Genomic DNA, 19395 nt, shown 5'->3' on the forward strand with positions numbered 1-19395 from the left:
CCTTTTGGTTCCTTTTGGGGCGACTGCCAAAAGGAACCCGCCCAGCAGGACGGAACCACTGCCCCAGCCAACACGAAAACAGCTAGGCAATACCAACAGAAACGCCTGACCTGTAACAATGCATCACCTGGCAAAGCCGCTTTGAAGTTCCCTCCCTTGCCGCATGCGACTAAGATCAGCCACCCCCAAGTCGCCCCGAACCATTTCGGCATTGCGCACTTGCGCCACCGCTCAGTGGCGACTGTCCCTGCCCCGTTGCTCGATGTGAGAGCCCATGGTCACCACCGTAGTCATCGGCATGCTTTGCGTGCATCTGCTCTGCTTTAGCGTGATGTTCCTGCTGATCAGCAGACGACTGCATGGCAAGAAGATGGGTATGGACGTGTTCGCCCTGGGCAATCTCATGCTCGGGCTTGCCTACGTCCTGCAGCTGTTCGGCGGGCATGCCAACGGGAGCGTGATGAGCATCGTCAACCACACGCTGACGCTCTGCGCTCCCGCGACCTATGTGCTGGGCGGCCTGCGTTTCTTCGACTACCCGATCCGCATCTGGCGCCCCCTGCTTGCCACCGCAGCGGGCTACACCGCCGTGCAGATCCTGGTGCAGGTGCTGCTCGGGACCGAAGCCCGCCATGCCTTGCTGGCGGGTTCGTGCGCGGCGCTCTTCCTGGCGATGACGGTTGCCGCGCTCTATGTCGGAACGACCCTGGCCAGGGACCTGCGCGTCGAGATGGGCGTTTTTGCCGTGCTGATCGGCGGCATCTGCGCACTGAACGCGGGGAAGTTGCTGATGATTCTCTCGGGAGGCCTACAGGCGCTTGATTACGACACCAGCTTCCAGAAGCTCTTCTACCTCTACATGTCGTTCCTGGGCACCGTGCTCCCCCCGAGCCTGGTCTGGCTGGTGCTGCGCCGCCTCACCGATGAACTGCGCCAGATGGCCACCAGCGACCCGCTCACCCGCCTGCTCAACCGGCGCGGGTTGCTGGAAGGTCTGGAAGCACACTTCCGCTCCCGCACGGCCGGGCCGGCCAACCTGCTGATCGTGGATATCGATCATTTCAAACGCATCAATGACACCCACGGACACAAGGTCGGCGATTTGGCGCTGTGCCATGTTGCGCAGGTCATCAAGGCGACCGCTCGCCAGGGCGACTTGATCTGCCGGCTGGGTGGTGAGGAGTTCGCGGTGATCAGCCTGGACACGGGGAAAGCCGGCACCCTGGCATTGGCCGAGCGCATGCGCGCGGCAATCGAACACAGCGAGGTGCCTGGCGTTGGCGCAGACCAGCCGCTGCGCTGCACCGTTACCATCGGCATCTCGGATGGCTTCAGCAGCACTCAGGCGCTGGACGAAGCCATGCAGCAGGCGGACGCAGCGTTGTATCGGGGCAAGTCCAGCGGACGCAATCGCATCGAATGGGCGCTCGCCTGATCTGTCCGCTCGCCCCGGGGCGGCCTGTCAGCGCCGCGACACCACCGCTCGGTCGAGCAGCTCATCCAGAATCCGCAGGCTGAACTGGCGCTGCAGGGTCACCGCGAAGAACTGCTCGGCGATGTCCGACACTTCGGCATACAGCTGCAGGGCGCCGCTGCGCAGCTCGTCCTGCACCACCACGGCCGGCAACAGGGCCAGGTCGCCGGAGTCGCGTGCGAGCAGACGCAGCATGGCCATGTCGTCCACCTCCGCGCAGATGATCGGGGTCAGGCCGTGGCTGTGGCAGTAGACCTCGAACTGGCTGCGCACATCGCTGCTGCGCCCGGGCACGATCAGGCGCACCTGCTGCAGGTCGCGGCGCAGGTCGAAGGGCTGTGCGTCGGCACGCGGCGGGCCGATCAGGCACACCGCCTGGCGATCCAGCAGGCGGCATTGCCAGGGATGCTGGCTGTCGGCACTCACCGCCCGGTTGGTCAGCACCACATCCAGTTTGTGCAGGGCCAGGCGTTCCAGCAGTTCGTCCAGGCTGCCGGATTCCAGGGTGATGCGCAGGTCGTCACGGCCGAGGAAGGGGCGCAGCAGGTTCTCCTGGAAGTTACGCGACAGCGTGGCCACGGCGCCGATGCGCAGCGTCTGGCTGGCCTGGCGGGCGCTCTGCAGGGTGGTCTGCAGTTCGCTGCCGAGGGCGAAGATGGTCTCGGCGTAGTCCAGCACCAGGCGCCCTGCCTCGGTCAGCTGTAGGCTGCGGCCAGCGCGGATGAACAGTGGATGACCGAGCTGTTCTTCGAGCACGCGGATCTGCGTGGACAGGGCCGATTGCGACACGTGCAGCGCCTCGGCGGCACGCGTCAGGTTGCCTTCCTTGGCCACGGCCCAGAAGTAATGCAGGTGGTGGAAATTCAGCCGGCGCATATTTCGTTCTTCTAAAGTGAACGAACAATTCTTATCTATCTATTTTTAATAGTTCAAGCACTCCATGAGACTAGCGCCATCGCGCCCCCATGGAGATCGCCGCATGTTCAGCCTGTACTTCCCACTGGCTCAGGGGATGCCCTGGCTCTTCGCCCTGGCGCTGTTGCCGACGGCGCTGCTGCGCGGGTTCTGGTGGCCGGCGCGCATCGCCGGCGGCCTGGGCCTGGCCCTGGTGCTGGGCGCCTGGCTGCAGGCGGCGCTGGACGGCCAGGATAACGACCGTCTGGGGCTGGCCATGCTCGGCCTGGTCGGCCTGCTGGCCTGGGTGATCATCGAGTACTCGTGGCGCTACCTGGAGGGCGAGCCCGGCCAGCGTCGCTACGTGCTGGCCCTGCTGGTCACCCTGGCCGCCGTGGCCACGGTGGTGACCAGCACCGACCTGATCCTGCTGGTGGGCGCCTGGATTCTCTCCAGCCTGAGCCTGCACCAGTTGCTGACCTTCTACCGCGACCGCCCCCAGGCGCTGGTGGTGGCGCACAAGAAATTCCTCGCCAGCCGCCTGGCCGACGTCTGCCTGATCCTCGCCGCGCTGCTGCTGATCCGTGCCAGCGGCGACAGCAGCATGGCGCTGATCGTGGAGGCAGTTAATGCCCGCCTGCAGACCAGCGGCCAGCTGGGCTGGGACCTGCAACTGGCCGCCCTGCTGCTGGCCCTGGCGGTGATCCTCAAGTCCGCGCAGCTGCCAGTGCACGGCTGGCTGATCCAGGTGATGGAGGCGCCGACGCCAGTGTCGGCGCTGCTGCATGCCGGGCTGGTCAACCTCGGCGGCTTCCTGCTGCTGCGTTTCGCCCCACTGTTCTCCGCCGCCGTGCCGGCACAAAGCCTGCTGGTAGTGGTCGGCGGGCTGACAGCGGTAATCGCCGCGCTGGTGATGATGACGCGCATCAGCATCAAGGTGCGCCTGGCCTGGTCGACCTGCGCGCAGATGGGCCTGATGCTGCTGGAATGCGGCCTGGGCCTGTATGAACTGGCGCTGGTGCACCTGCTCGCCCACTCGCTGTACAAGGCCCACGCCTTCCTCGCTGCCGGCGAGACGGTGGCCCAGGCGCGGCAGCACGCGCTACAGCCCCAGGCCCCCACGCCCAGCCTCGCCGGCCTGCTGCTGGCCCTGTTGCTGGCCGGTCTGAGCCTGGCTCTGCTGCAGGGGCTGTGGGCCTGGCTGCTGCCGTCCCAGGCGTTGCCGCTGGTGGCCCTGGCCATTCTCGCCGTTGGCCTGGCGCCCTGGTGTCTGCGCCGTGGCCAGGTGCTCTACGGGCTGGCGATGTTCGCCCTGCTGCTCGGTGCCTACCTGCTGTGGCACCAGGCGGCGGCCTGGATCCTGCAGCAGCCGGGCAGCGCCGCGCCCTGGCCGCTGAGCGTCCTGGCGCTGCTGCTGTTCCTCGGCCTCTATCTGCTGCAGGCGCTGATCCTCGCCCGTCCCCAGGGCGCCCTGGCGCGGCGCCTGTATCCGCTGGCCTTCGCCGGCTTCTACCTGGATGAGCACTTCACCCGCCTCACCTTCCGTCTGTGGCCGGTCCGCGCGCCGCAGGTTTCGCCCCGCGCCACAGGAGATCGCCCATGACCGCGCACGAACACTTCCCTGGCCTCCACCGGGACGCCCTGCACGGCGCTGCCCGGCAGGCCTGTGAACGCATCGCGCCGACCTGGCCGCTGGACCGCATGATCGCTGTCAGCCCCCTGTGGGAACGTCGCGACCAGCCCTGGCAAACCATCGCCGCGCAGCTCTGGCAGCGTGCCGGCAGCCGCCTGAGCCTGGCCGCCGACGACTACCGGCAGGCCTGGCAGGCCGGCCGCATCGGTGCACGCCACCTGCAACAGGCAGTGGCCGAGCAGGGCCAGGCGTGGACAGTCGAGCAGTTGCTCAGCGCCCTGGACGCCGAGCCGGTGCACGCCAGCGGCCTGCCCTTGCTGGAAGACCTGACCGAGCCGGGCATCGCCCTGCCCGGCTGGCCGACGCTGATCACACAGCAGATCGGCCAGTGCTGCGCCGCCTGGTTCGACCACGAGCAGGCCGACTGGCGCCCGGATGCCGGCGTCGGGCTGTATCAGGCCTGGCGCAGCAGCATGCTGGCGGATCGCGGGCTCAGCGTGCTCAGCCCGCGGCGCGACCTGCGCGCGCGCATCGCCGAGCTGCCGGAGCAGGCCGGAGCGGCGCTGGAAGCCGCCGTGCGCGACCTGGGGCTGACCAGCAAGGACTGGGAACCCTGGTTCGACTGCCTGCTGCTGCGCAGCCTGGGCTGGGCCTCCTGGTGCGCCTACCGGCGCTGGCAGGCACGCCTGCAGGGTGGCAATGACCAGAACCTGCTGGAGCTGCTGGCCATTCGCGCGGCCTGGGAATGGCTGGTGGATGACCGCCAGCGCGGTGCAGAGAGCCGCTGGCAGCGTTGGCGCACGGCCTGGCAGGCCGGCCTACAGCAATCACCTTCGGCAGCCTGGCAGGCCTTGCAGCTGTGGCAGCGGGCCGATGAGCTGGCCTGGCAGGAACAGCTGCAGCAACGGCTCGGCCAGGCGTCTGCGGCCACCCCGGCGCAGGTGCCGATGGCCAAACTGTTCTTCTGCATCGATGTGCGTTCCGAGCCGCTGCGCCGGGCCCTGGAGCAGGTCTGTCCGGACCTCGAGACCGGCGGCTTTGCCGGCTTCTTCGGCCTACCCATCGCCTACACGCCGCTGGGCACCTGCGCTACCCGCCCGCAACTGCCGGGCCTGCTGGCGCCGCAACTGCAGGTCAGCGACAGCAGCGGCGACGCGGCGCAGGACCGGCACCTGGCTCAGATGCGCCAGCAGCGTCTGACGCGCCAGGGCCGCTGGCGCCTGTTCGAGCGTCTACCGGCCTCCACCTTCAGCCTGGTCGAGAGCATCGGCCTGGGCTATGCCGGCTCCCTGGTCGGGCGCACCAGCGGCCTGCTCGGTGGCACGCCGGAGGCCCACCGCAGTGCCTGGCGCGACGGTGAGTGGCAACGCCTGAGCCCGCAGTTACCGGCCATGGGCCTGGCGCAGAAGACCGAGCTGGCCGCGCGCATCCTCCAGGCCATGGGCCTCAGCGGCCAAGTGCCGGAATTGCTGGTGCTGATCGGCCACGGCAGCCAGAGCGCCAACAATCCCCAGGCCGCCGGCCTCGATTGCGGCGCCTGCTGCGGGCAGGGCGGCGAGGTCAATGCGCGCCTGCTGGCCAGCCTGCTCAACGACACCGAGGTGCGAGCCGAGCTGCGCAGCCGCGGGCATGAGCTGCCGGCGCACTGCCAGGTGCTGGCCGGCCTGCACAACACCAGCACCGACGAGGTTCGGATCTTCGGCCAGCAGCATCTGCCGGCCGCCCTGCAGCCCGCCTGGCAGCGCCTGCGCCACGCCCTCGACCAGGCCGCCGTGCGGGTGCGCCAGGAGCGTGCTGATGCGCTGGGCCTGGCGGCGGCGCGCGAGCAGCCGGGCAAGCTGCTTGACTTGCTGCGCCGACGGGCCCGCGACTGGGCGCAGACCCGTCCCGAATGGGGCCTGGCCGGCAACGCTGCGTTCATCGCCGCGCCGCGCGCGCGCACCCGTGACGTCGACCTGCAGGGCCGCGCCTTCCTGCACGACTACGACTGGCGCCAGGACCGCGAGGGCAGCGTGCTGGAGCTGATCATGACCGCGCCTATGGTGGTGGCGCACTGGATCAACCTGCAGTACTTCACCTCCACCACCGACAACCTGCGTTTCGGCAGCGGCAACAAGCTGCTGCACAACGTGGTGGGCGGCCATATCGGCGTGTTCGAGGGCAACGGCGGCGACCTGCGCATCGGCCTGGCCCGCCAGTCGCTGCACGACGGTCAGCAGTGGGTACACCGCCCGCTGCGCCTGCACGTGGTCATCGAAGCGCCGCAGGCGATGATCGACCGGGTGATCGAGGCGCACGCCGTGGTCCGCGATCTGGTGCAGCACGGCTGGCTGTACCTGCTGCGCCTGGACGGCGAGCCGGCGCGCCTGGAGCGGCGCACCGCCTGCGGCTGGCAAGCCTTGGCGGGCGCCTGAAAACGCCGAGGCCGCGTCCGGATGACGCGGCCTCGGTGGTTGCGGCAACCAGACGCTGGAGTCGCTAGAAGTAACCCTCGATTTTCTTCTTCTCCATCGAGCCTTCCTGGTCATGGTCGATGACCCGCCCCTGGCGTTCGGACGTGCGGGTCAGCAGCATCTCCTGGATGACCTGCGGCAGCGATTGCGCCTGCGATTCCACCGCACCGGTCAGCGGGTAGCAGCCAAGGGTGCGGAAACGTACCCAGCGGGTCTGGATGCCGGCGCGCTGCTCGGGCGTGAGGTGCTCCAGCAGCCGCTCGTCATCCACGCAGATTAGCGTGCCGTGCAGCTCCACCACCGGGCGCGGCGCCGCGCGGTAGAGGTCGACGATCTCGATGTTCTCCAGGTGGATGTACTGCCAGATATCCAGCTCGGTCCAGTTCGACAGCGGGAACACCCGCAGGCTTTCGCCGGCGTTGATCCGGGTGTTGTACAACTGCCACAGCTCGGGGCGCTGCTGCTTGGGGTCCCAGCGCTGGTGCGGATCGCGGAAGGAGCACACACGCTCCTTGGCCCGCGACTTTTCCTCGTCGCGCCGGGCGCCACCGAAGCAGGCGTCGAAACCGTACTGCGCCAGTGCCTGCTTGAGCGCCTCGGTCTTCATGATGTCGGTGTACTTGGCCGAGCCCACGGAGAACGGCGTGATATTCAGCCGCGCGCCGTCGGGGTTGATGTGCACGCGCATGTCCAGGCCCAGGCGCGCGGCCAGGCGGTCGCGGAACCGGCCCATCTCGTGGAATTCCCAGCCGGTGTCGACATGCAGCAGCGGAAACGGCAGCTGGCCGGGAAAGAACGCCTTGCGCGCCAGATGCAACAGCACGGTGGAGTCCTTGCCGATCGAATAGAACAGGCAGGGGTTACGCATCACCGCCACCACCTCGCGCAGGATATGGATGGCCTCGGCCTCGAGGGCGCGCAGGTGGGTCAGGCGGGGAACGCTGGGGGCGAAGGCATTCATGGATTGCATTGCTCGCAGTGGCCGGCACTGGCCAGTTGGGTGACGGGACGACGTTCTTCGTGCTGGCACGCCGGGCAGGCCCAGATGTGCGCCGCAGCCAGCGGCGTGCCCAGGCCACAGTCGGCACAGAGCAGGCCGGGCTCGCTGCGCACCACCGAGTAACCGCGCGCGCCACAGGCCGGGCAGTGACTGGAGAGACGTTGAGCCAGCTGCACGGCGGCATCGCGAATCACGGCCTGGCGCAGGGGATTGACGTGCGCTCGCATATCCGTCTCCAGCCAGATGCCTGGCTCGCGCGCCAGCAACCATTCCAACTGGCCAAGCAGCCAGTCGCGCTCGCGAATGCCCTTGTGGAACCAGGACTCGCCGGGACGCCCGAGGATCAGCGCGTGCTCGGGAAAACGCGCACGCTGCATGAAGGCCACGGCGGCCTCCAGGCTATCGACCTCGGTTTGGGCGTAATTGGTGGCACCGGAACCGGCCAGGGCAAACACCGGGTACTGCAACTGCGCATCCCACAGGCAGAGGATTTCGTAGTCCCAGGGCGTCCAGCCCAGATGCGGGTCGCGGGCGAAGCTGCCCTCGCTGCCCAGGCCGTAGCGCATTCCGCTCAGCGCACAGGCCAGCCTGGCCTTGGCCAGCGCCGTGTCATGGGCGCTGCCGCTACGCGGCACCTCGCGGCTGAAGGTGCCGAAGTGATCGGTGTCGTAGCTGCTGACCGCTTCGATGGCAAAGCCCAGCGGTGCCAGCGCTTCGACCACCAGGCGGGTCTTGTCATGGCAGGTGAGGAAGGCGACACACCGCGCCAGGGACTGGACGGCATGATGCCCATGGGGGGCAAGAGCGGCAGACATGGCGATGATTCCTGCTGAGGGAGACGCAGGTATTTTCACCAGCCGCAGCTATAGTCAAAAATAGATTATCGATTACAAAACCATCGCTTATTGGCTATGAAAAGACCGCGCTTTCACACCCGCCAGACCACCTTTCGCCAACTGGAAACCTTCCTCGCCGTGGCCGAGCGCCTCAGCGTGACGGAGGCGGCGCGCGCCCTGCACCTGGCGCAGCCCTCGGTGTCGACGCAGATTGCCAAGCTGGAGCAGGCCCTGGGCATGCGCCTGTTCGAACAGCTGGGCAAGCGCCTGCACCTGACCGATGCCGGACGCGAGGTGCAGGCCGGGGCGCGGGAGATCTTCGATGCCCTCGATCATCTGGAGATGCGCCTGGCCCAGCTCAACGGCCTGACCGCCGGGCAGCTGCGCCTCGGCGCGGTGACCACCGCCAAGTACCTGGTGCCGCGTCTGCTCGGCCCGTTCTGCCGGCAGTACCCGCAGGTCGAGGTGGAGCTGAATATCGCCAACCGCTCGGAGGTGATCCGCCGTCTGGAGGACAACCGCGACGACCTCTATGTATTCAGCCAGCCGCCGCGGCATCTGGACCTGGACGTGGTACCGCTGGCCGACAACCCGCTGGTGGTGATCGCCCCGGCCGGGCATCGCCTCGCCAGTCAGCGCCTGCGCTGGGAGCAGCTGGCGGCGGAGCCCTTTCTCAGCCGTGAACCGGGCTCCGGCACACGCCTGGCCATCGAGGAACACTTCGCCCGCTATGGTTGGAGCCTCAGGCCGCAGATGACCATCGAGAGCAACGAGGCGATCAAGGAGTCGGTCGCCGCCGGCCTGGGCATCGCCATCCTGTCGCGGCACACGCTGATCCACACCGCGCCGGGCAACCTGGTGGAGCTGGACGTGGAAGGCTTCCCGATTCCCAACCGCTGGTACCTGGTGCGCTGGCGCACCAAGAATCCGTCACCGGCCGCAGTGGCCTTCAGCCGTTTCGCTGAGATACCGCTGGCTACCCCGATGCTGCCGGACTGAGCATTTCAGTCCAGGCGCTGGCTGGCGCGACTCAGACGGTCATGCACCGCGGCCCAGGCGTCCTGCAGCGGCGGCAGCTGGATATACAGGCGCTCCAGGCCCAGCGCATCGAGCTGGTAGAGCGCGGCATACAGGCGCGCGGCATAGGCCTGCGGCTCGGCGCCCAGATCCAAGGCTGGTCCCTGGCTGGGCTGCGCGGCACCACACCAGAGCCAGCCGCAGCGCGGCGAAGCCAACGCCTCGGCAGGCGCCTGCACGAAGGCCAGGGTCGTGGTGCTGGGCGCGTAGTGACGATGGTGCTGGCCGGGCGCGCGCACGGCGCCGGCCTTGCCTTCCAGCGGCTCGCCCAGCAACGCCTCCAGCCGATCCTGGCCGAGCATGCCGCGCCGCAGCAGACGCGGGCTGTCGCCCGGCAACAGGCTGACGATGCTCGATTCCAGGCCCACCTGGCAGGGGCCGCCGTCGAGAATCCACAGGTCGCTGTCGGCGAACTGCTGCGCCACATGCTCGGCGCTGGTCGGGCTGATCGACATGTAGCGGTTGGCCGAGGGCGCCACCAGGCCACCAGCGAAGGCCGCCAGCAGCGCCTGCGCGCTCGGGTGTGCCGGCACGCGCAGGGCCACGCTGTCCTGGCCGGCGGTGACGCTGCGCGAGACTTCGTCACGGGCCGGCAGCACCAGGGTCAGCGGCCCCGGCCAGCAGGCGTCCATCAGCCGTCGCGCCGCCGGCGGCACCTCGGCGGCCCACTGGCCGACCTGCTCGGCGCTGGCCAGGTGCACGATCAGCGGGTTACTGCTCGGCCGCCCCTTGAGGGCGAAGACCTGCTCCACCGCCGCCGGCTGGCAGGCATCGGCGGCCAGGCCGTAGACGGTTTCCGTGGGCATGGCGACCAGGTCGCCGGCGCGCAGGCGGGCGGCGCACTGCTGGATATCGGTAGTAATCAGGGGCATGGCGGTGTGTGCGGCAGGAGCGTGGCTGAAAGCGGGCATAGCTTGGCATAAGTCGGCGCACCCGATAAGCCGGCGGGATGCCCGCAGTTGCCTTGCCGCCGGTAACAGGCCAGCATCGCGCATCCCTCGTGTTCTGGAGCCCCTATGCATCCGCACCTCGCCCCCGTCGACCTGGCCAAGGCCTACCGCCTGCTCAACCACGGCCCGACCGTGCTGGTTTCGACGCGCCATGCCGGCGTCGACAACGTGATGGCGGCGGCCTGGTGCTGCGCCCTGGACTTTGCCCCGCCCAAGCTGACCGTGGTACTGGACGAGGCCACACGCACCCGCGAATTGCTGGAAGGCAGCGGGCGCTTCGTCATCCAAGTGCCGACCGTTGCCCAGCTGCGGCTGACCGAGCAGGTCGGCAACCACAGCCTCAAGGACGATCCGGACAAGCTGGCCAAGGCCGGTGTCGAGCTGTTCGACCTACCCGACCACGACCTGCCCTTTGTCCAGGGCTGTTCGGCCTGGCTGGCCTGCGAGCTGATCGCCGAACCGCACAACCAGGCCGCCTACGACCTATTCATCGGCCAGGTCGTGGGCGCCTGGGCGGACGACCGGGTGTTTAGCGACGGTCGCTGGCACTTCGAGACCGCCGACCCGGCCTGGCGCAGCCTGCACCACGTGGCCGGCGGGCACTTCTATGCCATCGGCGAGGCACTCAAGGCCGAGTAGCCAATGCGAATCAGCCCTGCGGGTACCACCTCGGCGTGTACACCCACTCGCCGCCGCCCTGGCGTGGGAAGCGGCGGGTCTGGCTGGAGCCGATGATCACCAGGGTGCGCATGTCCACCAGCTCCGGGGTCAGCTCACCAAAGGTAAGCACGCGCAGGGCCTCGGCCGGGCGACCGATGTCGCGACCGAGCACCACCAGGGTCTGCGGTTCGCGGTGCTGGCGCAGCAGGTCGATGGCGCGGCCGAGTTGCCAGGGGCGGGCCTTGGAGATCGGGTTGTAGAAGGCCATGGCCAGGTCGGCGGCAGCGGCGTGCTGCAGGCGCCTCTCGATCACCGCCCAGGGCTTGAGGTTGTCGGACAGCGAGATCAGGCAGAAGTCGTGGCCCAGCGGCGCACCGGCCTTGGCGGCGGTAGCCAAGGCGGCGGAGATGCCGGGTAGCACCTCCAGTTCGACGCCCTGCCAGCCTGAGTCGGACGAGGCTTCCAGCGCTTCCATCACGGCTGCGGCCATAGCGAACACGCCAGGGTCGCCGGACGACACCATCACCACCCGCCGCCCCTGCGCGGCCAGCTCGAAAGCATGGGCGGCGCGCTGCAGCTCCTCGCGGTTGTCGCTGGCATGCAGGCACTGGCCTTCGCGATAGGGGCCAGCCATGCTCACGTAAGTCTCGTAGCCAAGCACGTCCTCGGCCTCATCCAGCGCGCGACGCACGGCCGGGGCCAGCAGTTCGGCGCAGCCGGGGCCGATACCGACCACGCTGAGGCGACCGCGCGGGCGGCCGATGGCGCTCGCGGACTCGGGGCTGTCGGCCAGATGCAGGCTTAGCCCCGGCGCCTCATAGCAGGCCGGCGGCAGCGCGGCCGTCGAGTCGATAAAGCGCAGCGGTACCTTCAGCTCGGCGGCGGCCTGCTCGGCGAACGGCAACGCGCGCCCTTCTCCCTCTACCAGCAGCGCGGCCAGGGCCGCCTCGGCCAGGCCGGCGTCGGCCAATGCGGTACGAACGGTTTCGGCGGAAGGCTCGGCACAACGCGCCAGCAACCGACGCGGATGAATCAGCAGCGCATCGTCGTCACTGGCGGCAGCCACATCGATACGCAGGCAGCGCTCGCCCTCGGCATGCAGCGGCAGGTCGGCCTGCGCCAGCCAGGGTGCCTCGCCCTCGACACGCAGGCGCGCGCCACCGAGCAGATCGCTGACCAGGCGTTTGCCCTGCTCCAGGTCGGCCAGGACATAGCCCGCCGGCGGATCGAGCAGGCAGGTGCCGAAGCGCAGCTCGCCGCTGGTGGTGATGGCCGGCGCCACGGCCAGCAACTCGCCCAGCTCGCGCGCCAGGCGATTGACCCCAGCCAGGCCGCCGAGCAGCGGCACCACAGCGCTGCCATCTTCGGCCAGGGCCAGTACCGGTGGCTCCAGGCCCTTCTCCGCCAGCAGCGGCGCAAGGCTGCGAATGACGATGCCGGCGGCGCACAGGGCGATGATCGGCGTGCCGGCGCGGTACAAGGCGCGCAGGTGTTCGGCGAACTCGCGGTAGCTTTCGTCTACCTCCTCCACCCGCCCAACCAGGCCGTGGATGCGCGCCGCCGGATAGCGCTCGCGCACGCGGCGTGCGGTCTCTAGAGCCGAGGTGCCGAGAATAACGATGGCGGCAGGATTCACGGACTCAGCCACGCCACTTCTCCCCTGGCACCAGGATCATGGAGAAGTACGGCGAGGCCAGCGGGTCCACCTGGTCCAGCGGCACTATCTGCTGGTTGTGCATGGTGGCGCGCTCCACATAGTGGGCGCGCTCGGCCAGACCGAGGCGTTGCAGGACGCGGCGCACCTTGTCGAAGTTGCGACCGAGCTTCATTACCACGGCGGCTTCGGCGCTGCGCAGGCGCTGCTCCAGCTCTTCCTCCGGCAGCACGCCAGAGAGCACGCTCAGGGACTGGTTGCGGTACACCAATGGCGTGCCCAGTACCGAGGCGCAGCCGAGCATTGAGCACACGCCGGGTACCACCTCGGCCTCATAGCGTTCGGCCAGGCGGTCGTGCAGGTACATGTAGGAGCCGTAGAAGAACGGATCGCCCTCGCAGATCACCGCCACATCGCGGCCGGCATCCAGCTCGGCGGCTATCTGCACGGCGCAGGTGTCGTAGAAGTCGGCGATCACATCCTCGTAGGTCAGCGGCGGCTCCAGCTTCTCGGTGGTCACCGGGTAGACCAGCGGCAGGCGGCGCTGCGCAGTGGTGAGATGAGCCTCGATGATGCCGAAGGCGTTGCCGCCCTGGCCCTTGTTGGCCTTGGCCTTGGCCACGAAGTAGCCCACCACCGGAGCAGACTGCAGCAGGCGCAGAGCCTTGAGGGTAATCAGTTCCGGATCACCGGGGCCGACGCCGAGGCCGAGCAGACGTCCCTTCATCACTCCACCTCCGTGGCCAGGGCGTTCACCGCGGCAGCGGCCATGGCGCTGCCACCACGGCGCCCGCGCACGATGACGTAGGGCACGCCGCGGCTATCGGCAGCCAGCATGTCCTTGGACTCGGCCGCGCCGATAAAGCCCACCGGCATGCCCAAGATCAGCGCCGGCCTGGGTGCGCCGGCGTCGAGCATCTCCAGCAGGTAGAACAACGCGGTCGGTGCGTTGCCGATCACCACCACGCTGCCCTCCAGGTGCTCGCGCCAGTGTTCAAGAGCCACGGCAGAGCGGGTGTTGCCAAGCTCGCGGGCCAGCTGCGGCACGTCCTTATCGTGCAGCGTGCAGATCACCGGGTTGTTCGCCGGCAGGCGCGCGCGGGTGATGCCTTCGGCCACCATGCGCGCATCGCAGAGGATCGGCGCGCCCTTGGCCAGGGCGGCGCGGCCGGCGGCACCGGCACCGGGCGAGAAACGCAGGTCCTGCACCACATCGACCATCCCGCAGGCGTGGATCAAACGCACGGCGAGCTTTTCCAGGTCGACGGGGATCGCCGAGAGGTCAGCCTCGGCGCGGATGGTGGCGAAGGACTGGCGGTAGATCTCCTGACCATCGCGGATGTAATCGATCATTCGGGGCTTCCTGCGGCGAGGCGCTCGCCGGCTTGGTCGATATCGAGGGATTGCGCCAACAGGCGGCCGAACCCGGCCAAGCCCTGCTCGCGCCGATAGAGGTCGTAACGGCCGCCGGGCTGGGCCAGCAGCGTATAAGGCGCGATATGAGCGGCGGCGCAGCTGCGCGGGCAGCCGCTCAGGTGCACCTGGGCGATCTGCGCCGGGAGGCGCTCAGCCAGCTCGCGGGCATCGGCCTTGGTGTCCGCCTGGGCCCTGGCGCAGCCGGGCAAGCCGCTGCAGGCGAGCAGGCGGGCCAGCGGCGTGCGCGTTTCCAGCAGCAAGCCGAGGTCATGCAGGGCTTGGCCGACGAAGGCTCGACGGCTCCCAGGTATGTCCGGCAGCAGCAACCCCTGCCAGGGCGTGAGACGCAGCTCGCCACAGCCCTCGGAGTCAGCCAGTTCAGCCAGGGCACTCAACTGGTCGGCGTGTAGCCTCCCGAGCGGCGCGCCGACCAGCAGCATCACCCAGCCTGACTGCGCCTGCACATGCGCCCCCAGCGGCGGGCTGTCATAGCGCGGACGCCGCGGAGTGGCCCATGGCTGCTGCACAGACAATGGCAGGCGCGCCAGGAACTGCTCCACCGGCAGCTCAGCCAACAGCTGGCGCATCCGGGTATGCGCGCCGGCCAACTGCAGGAACAGCCGCAGCACGGCCTCCACCAGTCGCTCCGCCTGTGCCAGGGGAATCACGCCCAGCGCCGCATCGCGCGGGCAGCCCGCCAGGCCGAAGGCCAGGTGCGTGCCGCCAGGCAACGCGCTGAGCCACAGGTCGTGGGGATGGTCGAGCATGGCGAGGGCCTCGCCGCCGTCCAGCTGGAGGGCGAACTTGGCCGACAAGGCGTGAAACTCGGGCGTATTTTCCAGCAGCGCCAGCAGGCGGCCGGCCAGCGGGCGGGTATCGAGGTGCGCGCTGCGATCGCGCCCGGCCGCCGGACTGAGTAGCAGGTTGCGCACATCATCAGCAGCCGGGTTGCGCGGGCCGAGGCCGGCGGCCAACAGGTGCTGCACCAGCGGTTCATGATTCTCGTCGCGCACGCCGCGCAACTGCAGGTTGCTGCGGTTGGTCAGCTCCAGCACGCCAGTGCCGCAGAGCCGTGCGGCCTCGGCCACGGCGCGGGCCTGCGCGCTGGTCAGCAGCCCACCGGGCAGCTTGACGCGGCAAATGCCGCCATCGCGCGCGGGCACGACACGCCATAACCCCGGGCAGGCCGAGGGACGCAACAAAGACGCGGCAGGAGCAACTGGCTGCATGCGGTCACCGACAACAAACGACGCGGCGACCGAACCGGAGGCATCACCCGGGCAGGGCGATTCCTTGGCATCGGTACACCCCGCCCGATGTTGGCACTCGCGACTGCGTCGTCGGCAGGTCTCCTGGCTGGCAGGTCGTCATCGCGGCGCGGCCTTCCCGATTGCTCAGTGGCGTGTGTGCGGAGCGACTCGCTGCTTACAGTTGCGGGGGCAGCCATGGTTGGAGCCGAGGCTCACCCATGTTCCCTCTTAGGCCCGTAAGGAGCCACGATCTGCTGCGCGTCGGAAAAACTGCGTTGAAAGCGGCTTCGGAATGCTCATTTACCGTTCGTAAACTCCGCTTCCTCAGCCCCTTTCGCCTGGTTTTTCTCTAGCTCGCCAGATCGTGAACCGTCTCATGGGCACCGACGAAGGCGCTATTATGCCCGCTTTTTCCGGCGCCGGGCCAAGCCCGCGCGTCACCGCAAGGAGAGCTGCATGACGGCCTGGCTGACAGTGGTGGGCATTGGCGAAGACGGTTACGCCGGCCTGGGCAAGGCGGCGCGGCGCGCGTTGCTGGGCGCCGAGTGCATTGTCGGCGCACCGCGCCAGCTCGACCTGCTGCCACCCTGCATTCGCGCCCCGCGCCAGACCTGGCCCAGCCCCTTCAGCCTGGAGCCGGTATTACGGCGGCGCGGCACGCCGACCTGCGTGCTGGCCAGCGGCGACCCCATGCTCTATGGCGTCGGCGCCAGCCTGGCGCGCCAGGTCGATGAGAGCGAGATGCTGGTGCTGCCGGCGCCCTCCTCCTATTCGCTGGCCGCCGCGCGCCTAGGGTGGCCACTGCAGGACGTCACCCTGCTGTCGGTGGTGGCGCGCCCGCTGCCTGCCATCGCCCGCCAGCTGCACGACGGCCAGCGTCTGCTGATCCTGTGCAACGACGGCAGCAGCCCGGGTGCGCTCGCCGCCTTGCTGCGCGAACGCGGCTTCGGCGCCAGCCGCCTGAGCGTGCTGGAACACCTGGGCGGCCCGCAGGAGCGCCGTATCGATGGCCTGGCAGCAAGCTGGAGCCTGGAGGAGATGGCCGCACTCAATCTGCTGGCCGTCGAGTGCCGGGCCGATGCCGGCGTGCAGCCGCTGCCGCTGACCATCGGCCTGCCCGACGACGCCTATCGCCACGACGGCCAGTTGACCAAGCGCGACGTGCGCGCCATCACCCTGGCCCGCCTGGCGCCGCGCCCCGGCGAGCTGCTGTGGGATGTCGGTGCCGGCTGCGGCTCGATCAGCATCGAGTGGCTGCGCAGCCACCCGCGCTGCCGCGCCATCGCCATCGAAGCTGATGCCGGACGCCAGCAGCTGATCGCCCATAACCGCGACGCTCTCGGCGTACCGCAACTGCAACTGGTGGCCGGCGAGGCACCGCAGGCCCTGAAGGGATTGGAAGCACCAGACGCCATCTTTATCGGCGGCGGCGTCACCGTGCCCGGCGTGCTGGAGCAATGCTGGCAGGCGCTAAGGCCCGGCGGCAGGCTGATCGCCAATGCCGTGACCCTGCAGAGCGAGGCCATGCTGGTGGCTTTCCGCGCACAGCACGGCGGCGAGCTGACCCGCATCGCCATCGCCCAGGCGCAGCCACTGGGCGATTTCGACACCTGGCGCAGCGCCCTGCCGATCACCCTGCTGCACGTGCACAAGCCATGACCCGCGTGCTGCTGCTCGGCGGCGTCGGCGACGCCCTGCGCCTGGCTCGGCGCCTGGGCCCCGAGCACCTGTACAGCCTGGCCGGGCTGGGCAAGGTGCCGGAGGATCTGAGCTGCCGGGTGCGCGTCGGTGGCTTCGGCGGTGCCGAAGGGTTGGCCGATTTTATTCGCACTGAAGGCTTCGACCTGCTGCTGGACGTCACCCACCCCTATGCCGCGCAAATCAGCGCCAATGCCGCTGCGGCCGCGCGCCTGGCCGGAGTACCCTGCTGGGCGCTGCGCCGGCCCGGCTGGCAGCCGCAGCCTGGCGACGACTGGCGCGAGGTAGCCGACTGGGCCGCACTGGTCTCGGCGCTGGCGCCCTTCCGCAAGCCCCTCTTCACCCTCGGCCGCGAACCGCTGGCGCACCTCGATGAAATCCCGGTACACCAGCACTGGACCCTGCGCCTGCTCGACGCCCAGCCCGAACACCCACGCGCCCGCTGCATCGCCGCGCGCGGCCCGTTCGCGCTCGAAGATGAACGGACGCTATTCGCCAACGAGGGCTTCGATGTGCTGATCAGCAAGAACAGCGGCGGCAACGCCACCGAGGCCAAGCTGCAGGTCGCCCGCGAGCGCGGCCTGCCGGTTTTGATCCTGCAACGCCCGCCACTGCCCGAGGTGGAGCGCAGCTTCGCCGATCCCGACACCCTGTGGCAGGCGCTACAGCCGCTGCTCCGAGATTCCCGATGAAGACCTCAATCTACGCCCGTGTCCTGTTCGCCGGCCCCGACCTCGACCATGGCAGCTTCGCCGAGCTGATCCGCCGCCAGTTCGGCGAACAGTTCGGCGCCGCCGTGCTGAGCGATCTGTTCGAAACCAGCACCGGTTATGACGCGCTCTGGACGCACGTGCGCGAGTGCCTGAGCGGCGAAGAACTGCCGCTGCTGGTCGTGGATCTGGACCCGCTCGGCGGCAGCCCGCAGCTGGACTGGCTGCGCGGCGAGCTGCAAGCCCTGGGGGGCGAGCACGCCGACCGCCTGTTCGTCTGCGCCGGCAATGCCGAGGACGTGGTGGCGCTGGCCGCACTGATCCAACAGCCGGAAAAGCACCTGGGCTGTGTGGACGTGCCGCAGCTGCCGCAATCCCACGCCTGGTCGTGCATCCCACCGCACCGCTATCGCGTGCTGCTGTGCAACGGCCCGCGCTGCACCCGGCGTGGCGCCCTGCCGCTGTGGAAGCTGTTGCGCGAGGAGCTGAAGGCAGTCGGGCGCCTGGAGACCGAGGATGGCGTGCATATCACCCGCACCCAGTGCCAGTTTCCCTGCGACCAGGGGCCGACCCTGAGCGTCTACCCGAGCGGCGAGTGGTACCGCATTCGCGATGCAGCCGAGGTGAGGCGTCTGGTGCAGGAGCGTTTCGTCGAGGAACGGGCGGTGCCTGAACTGATCATGCGCGCATGATCATGGAGCCCATGTAGGACGGGTGAAACCCGCGCGGTGTGATTACGCAGGTTTCAACCGCCCTACCAAAAGCTCACCCGGAAACGAAACCGGCCGCTCTGGGCGGCCGGTCGGGGATCACAGATTCATCACATCGAGGAAGCGCGGCGTGGCGCTGTCGTCGATCTTCAGGCTCTGGAAGTCGAACAGGTTGCGGTCGGCCAGTTGCGACGGCACCACGTTCTGCAGGGCGCGGAACATGATCTCGGTACGGCCCGGGCTCTTGCGCTCCCACTCGGTGAGCATTTCCTTGACCACCTGGCGCTGCAGGTTCTCCTGCGAGCCGCACAGGTTGCACGGGATGATCGGAAATTCCTTCATCACCGAGTAGGCCTCGATGTCCTTCTCGCTGCAGTAGGCCAGCGGGCGGATCACCACGTTGCGCCCATCGTCGGACAGCAGCTTGGGCGGCATAGCCTTCAGCGTGCCGCCGTAGAACATGTTGAGGAAGAAGGTCTCGAGGATGTCGTCACGATGGTGACCGAGGGCCATCTTGGTCGCGCCGATCTCGTCGGCGTAGGTGTACAGGGTGCCGCGGCGCAGGCGCGAGCACAGCGAGCAGGTGGTCTTGCCCTCCGGGATCTTCTCCTTCACCACCGAGTAGGTGTCTTTCTCGATGATGTGGTACGGCACGCCGATGGATTCCAGGTAGGCCGGCAGCACGTGCTCGGGGAAGCCGGGCTGCTTCTGGTCCATGTTCACCGCCACGATCTCGAACTGGATCGGCGCCACCTTCTGCAGGTACAGCAGCACGTCGAGCATCGTATAGCTGTCCTTGCCACCGGACAGGCAGACCATCACCTTGTCGCCGTCCTCGATCATGTTGAAGTCGGCAATGGCCTCGCCGACCTGGCGACGCAGGCGCTTCTGCAGTTTGTTCTGGTTGACCGATAGGGTGCTGGGCATGGTGCTGGGAAATCCGGGGTGAAGGCGAAAAGCTGGCTATTTTACGCACAAAG

Annotated in this window: 17 protein-coding genes and 1 riboswitch; of the genes, 8 read left to right on the top strand and 9 right to left on the bottom strand. The window is 68.5% G+C overall.

Translation table 11 applies throughout. The features are described from left to right. The first annotated feature begins 274 nt into the window (after nt 1-274). Nucleotides 275-1435, top strand: coding sequence for a GGDEF domain-containing protein (locus tag PA6_RS01750; protein ID WP_021699142.1), 1161 nt, complete (start codon nt 275-277; stop codon nt 1433-1435). Nucleotides 1436-1462: 27 nt separating this feature from the next. Here the strand turns inward: PA6_RS01750 and PA6_RS01755 are convergent, their stop codons facing one another. Then, nucleotides 1463-2350, bottom strand: a complete 888-nt coding sequence (locus tag PA6_RS01755; RefSeq protein WP_021699143.1) for a LysR family transcriptional regulator — start codon at nt 2348-2350, stop codon at nt 1463-1465. Between the two features lie 103 nt (nt 2351-2453). Here PA6_RS01755 and PA6_RS01760 point away from each other — a divergent pair, with 103 nt between their 5' ends. Continuing rightward, nucleotides 2454-3971 (top strand): NADH-quinone oxidoreductase subunit L, encoded by a 1518-nt coding sequence (locus PA6_RS01760; protein WP_021699144.1) that lies wholly within the window; start codon nt 2454-2456, stop codon nt 3969-3971. After that, the gene (locus PA6_RS01765; protein WP_021699145.1) at nt 3968-6415 is read left to right on the top strand and encodes a YbcC family protein; all 2448 of its coding nucleotides are present in this window, start codon (nt 3968-3970) and stop codon (nt 6413-6415) included. The genes PA6_RS01760 and PA6_RS01765 overlap by 4 nt, the downstream gene beginning before the upstream one ends. A 64-nt stretch (nt 6416-6479) precedes the next feature. On the opposite strand, the gene cysD is transcribed toward PA6_RS01765, so the two are convergent. Continuing rightward, nucleotides 6480-7415, bottom strand: a complete 936-nt coding sequence (cysD, locus tag PA6_RS01770; RefSeq protein WP_021699146.1) for a sulfate adenylyltransferase subunit CysD — start codon at nt 7413-7415, stop codon at nt 6480-6482. Further along, nucleotides 7412-8269: a DUF6671 family protein gene (locus tag PA6_RS01775; RefSeq protein ID WP_021699147.1), complete on the bottom strand. Its 858-nt coding sequence runs from the start codon at nt 8267-8269 to the stop codon at nt 7412-7414. Before PA6_RS01775 ends, cysD begins: the two co-directional genes overlap by 4 nt. A 96-nt stretch (nt 8270-8365) precedes the next feature. Between PA6_RS01775 and PA6_RS01780 the strand changes: the two genes are divergently transcribed. Next, nucleotides 8366-9289, top strand: coding sequence for a LysR family transcriptional regulator (locus tag PA6_RS01780; protein WP_021699148.1), 924 nt, complete (start codon nt 8366-8368; stop codon nt 9287-9289). A 5-nt stretch (nt 9290-9294) separates the two neighbouring features. Here the strand turns inward: PA6_RS01780 and PA6_RS01785 are convergent, their stop codons facing one another. Continuing rightward, nucleotides 9295-10239, bottom strand: a complete 945-nt coding sequence (locus PA6_RS01785) for an L-threonylcarbamoyladenylate synthase (protein ID WP_021699149.1) — start codon at nt 10237-10239, stop codon at nt 9295-9297. Nucleotides 10240-10383: 144 nt separating this feature from the next. Between PA6_RS01785 and PA6_RS01790 the strand changes: the two genes are divergently transcribed. Beyond that, a complete protein-coding gene (locus tag PA6_RS01790) occupies nt 10384-10956 on the top strand; it encodes a flavin reductase family protein (RefSeq protein WP_021699150.1) in 573 nt (190 codons plus the stop codon). A 10-nt stretch (nt 10957-10966) separates the two neighbouring features. On the opposite strand, the gene cobJ is transcribed toward PA6_RS01790, so the two are convergent. The 4 genes from cobJ to cobG are packed head-to-tail and all read right to left on the bottom strand — an operon-like array spanning nt 10967 to nt 15276. Continuing rightward, entirely contained in the window at nt 10967-12625 is a 1659-nt protein-coding gene (gene cobJ, locus PA6_RS01795; protein WP_021699151.1) for a precorrin-3B C(17)-methyltransferase, read from the bottom strand. Then, nucleotides 12618-13358 carry a precorrin-2 C(20)-methyltransferase gene (locus PA6_RS01800; RefSeq protein WP_021699152.1) on the bottom strand — a complete coding sequence of 247 codons (741 nt, stop codon included), beginning with the start codon at nt 13356-13358 and terminating at the stop codon, nt 12618-12620. The genes cobJ and PA6_RS01800 overlap by 8 nt, the downstream gene beginning before the upstream one ends. Continuing rightward, nucleotides 13358-13984, bottom strand: coding sequence for a precorrin-8X methylmutase (locus tag PA6_RS01805; protein ID WP_021699153.1), 627 nt, complete (start codon nt 13982-13984; stop codon nt 13358-13360). Before PA6_RS01805 ends, PA6_RS01800 begins: the two co-directional genes overlap by 1 nt. Then, the gene (cobG, locus tag PA6_RS01810) at nt 13981-15276 is read right to left on the bottom strand and encodes a precorrin-3B synthase (protein ID WP_043216153.1); all 1296 of its coding nucleotides are present in this window, start codon (nt 15274-15276) and stop codon (nt 13981-13983) included. Before cobG ends, PA6_RS01805 begins: the two co-directional genes overlap by 4 nt. A gap of 97 nt (nt 15277-15373) precedes the next feature. Beyond that, nucleotides 15374-15571: riboswitch (cobalamin riboswitch) on the bottom strand. A gap of 182 nt (nt 15572-15753) precedes the next feature. Between cobG and PA6_RS01815 the strand changes: the two genes are divergently transcribed. The 3 genes from PA6_RS01815 to PA6_RS01825 are packed head-to-tail and all read left to right on the top strand — an operon-like array spanning nt 15754 to nt 18397. Beyond that, nucleotides 15754-16956, top strand: a complete 1203-nt coding sequence (locus PA6_RS01815; protein WP_021699155.1) for a bifunctional cobalt-precorrin-7 (C(5))-methyltransferase/cobalt-precorrin-6B (C(15))-methyltransferase — start codon at nt 15754-15756, stop codon at nt 16954-16956. Next, complete coding sequence (locus PA6_RS01820) at nt 16953-17687, top strand: cobalt-precorrin-6A reductase (protein WP_021699156.1); 735 nt, start codon at nt 16953-16955, stop codon at nt 17685-17687. The genes PA6_RS01815 and PA6_RS01820 overlap by 4 nt, the downstream gene beginning before the upstream one ends. Then, on the top strand, nt 17684-18397 hold the full coding sequence (locus tag PA6_RS01825; protein WP_021699157.1) for a (2Fe-2S) ferredoxin domain-containing protein: 714 nt from the start codon (nt 17684-17686) through the stop codon (nt 18395-18397). The genes PA6_RS01820 and PA6_RS01825 overlap by 4 nt, the downstream gene beginning before the upstream one ends. A gap of 117 nt (nt 18398-18514) precedes the next feature. Here the strand turns inward: PA6_RS01825 and ttcA are convergent, their stop codons facing one another. Next, entirely contained in the window at nt 18515-19342 is an 828-nt protein-coding gene (gene ttcA, locus PA6_RS01830; RefSeq protein ID WP_021699158.1) for a tRNA 2-thiocytidine(32) synthetase TtcA, read from the bottom strand. Between the last annotated feature and the right edge of the window lie 53 nt (nt 19343-19395).

Source organism: Aquipseudomonas alcaligenes NBRC 14159, from assembly GCF_000467105.1.
Lineage (GTDB): Bacteria > Pseudomonadota > Gammaproteobacteria > Pseudomonadales > Pseudomonadaceae > Aquipseudomonas > Aquipseudomonas alcaligenes.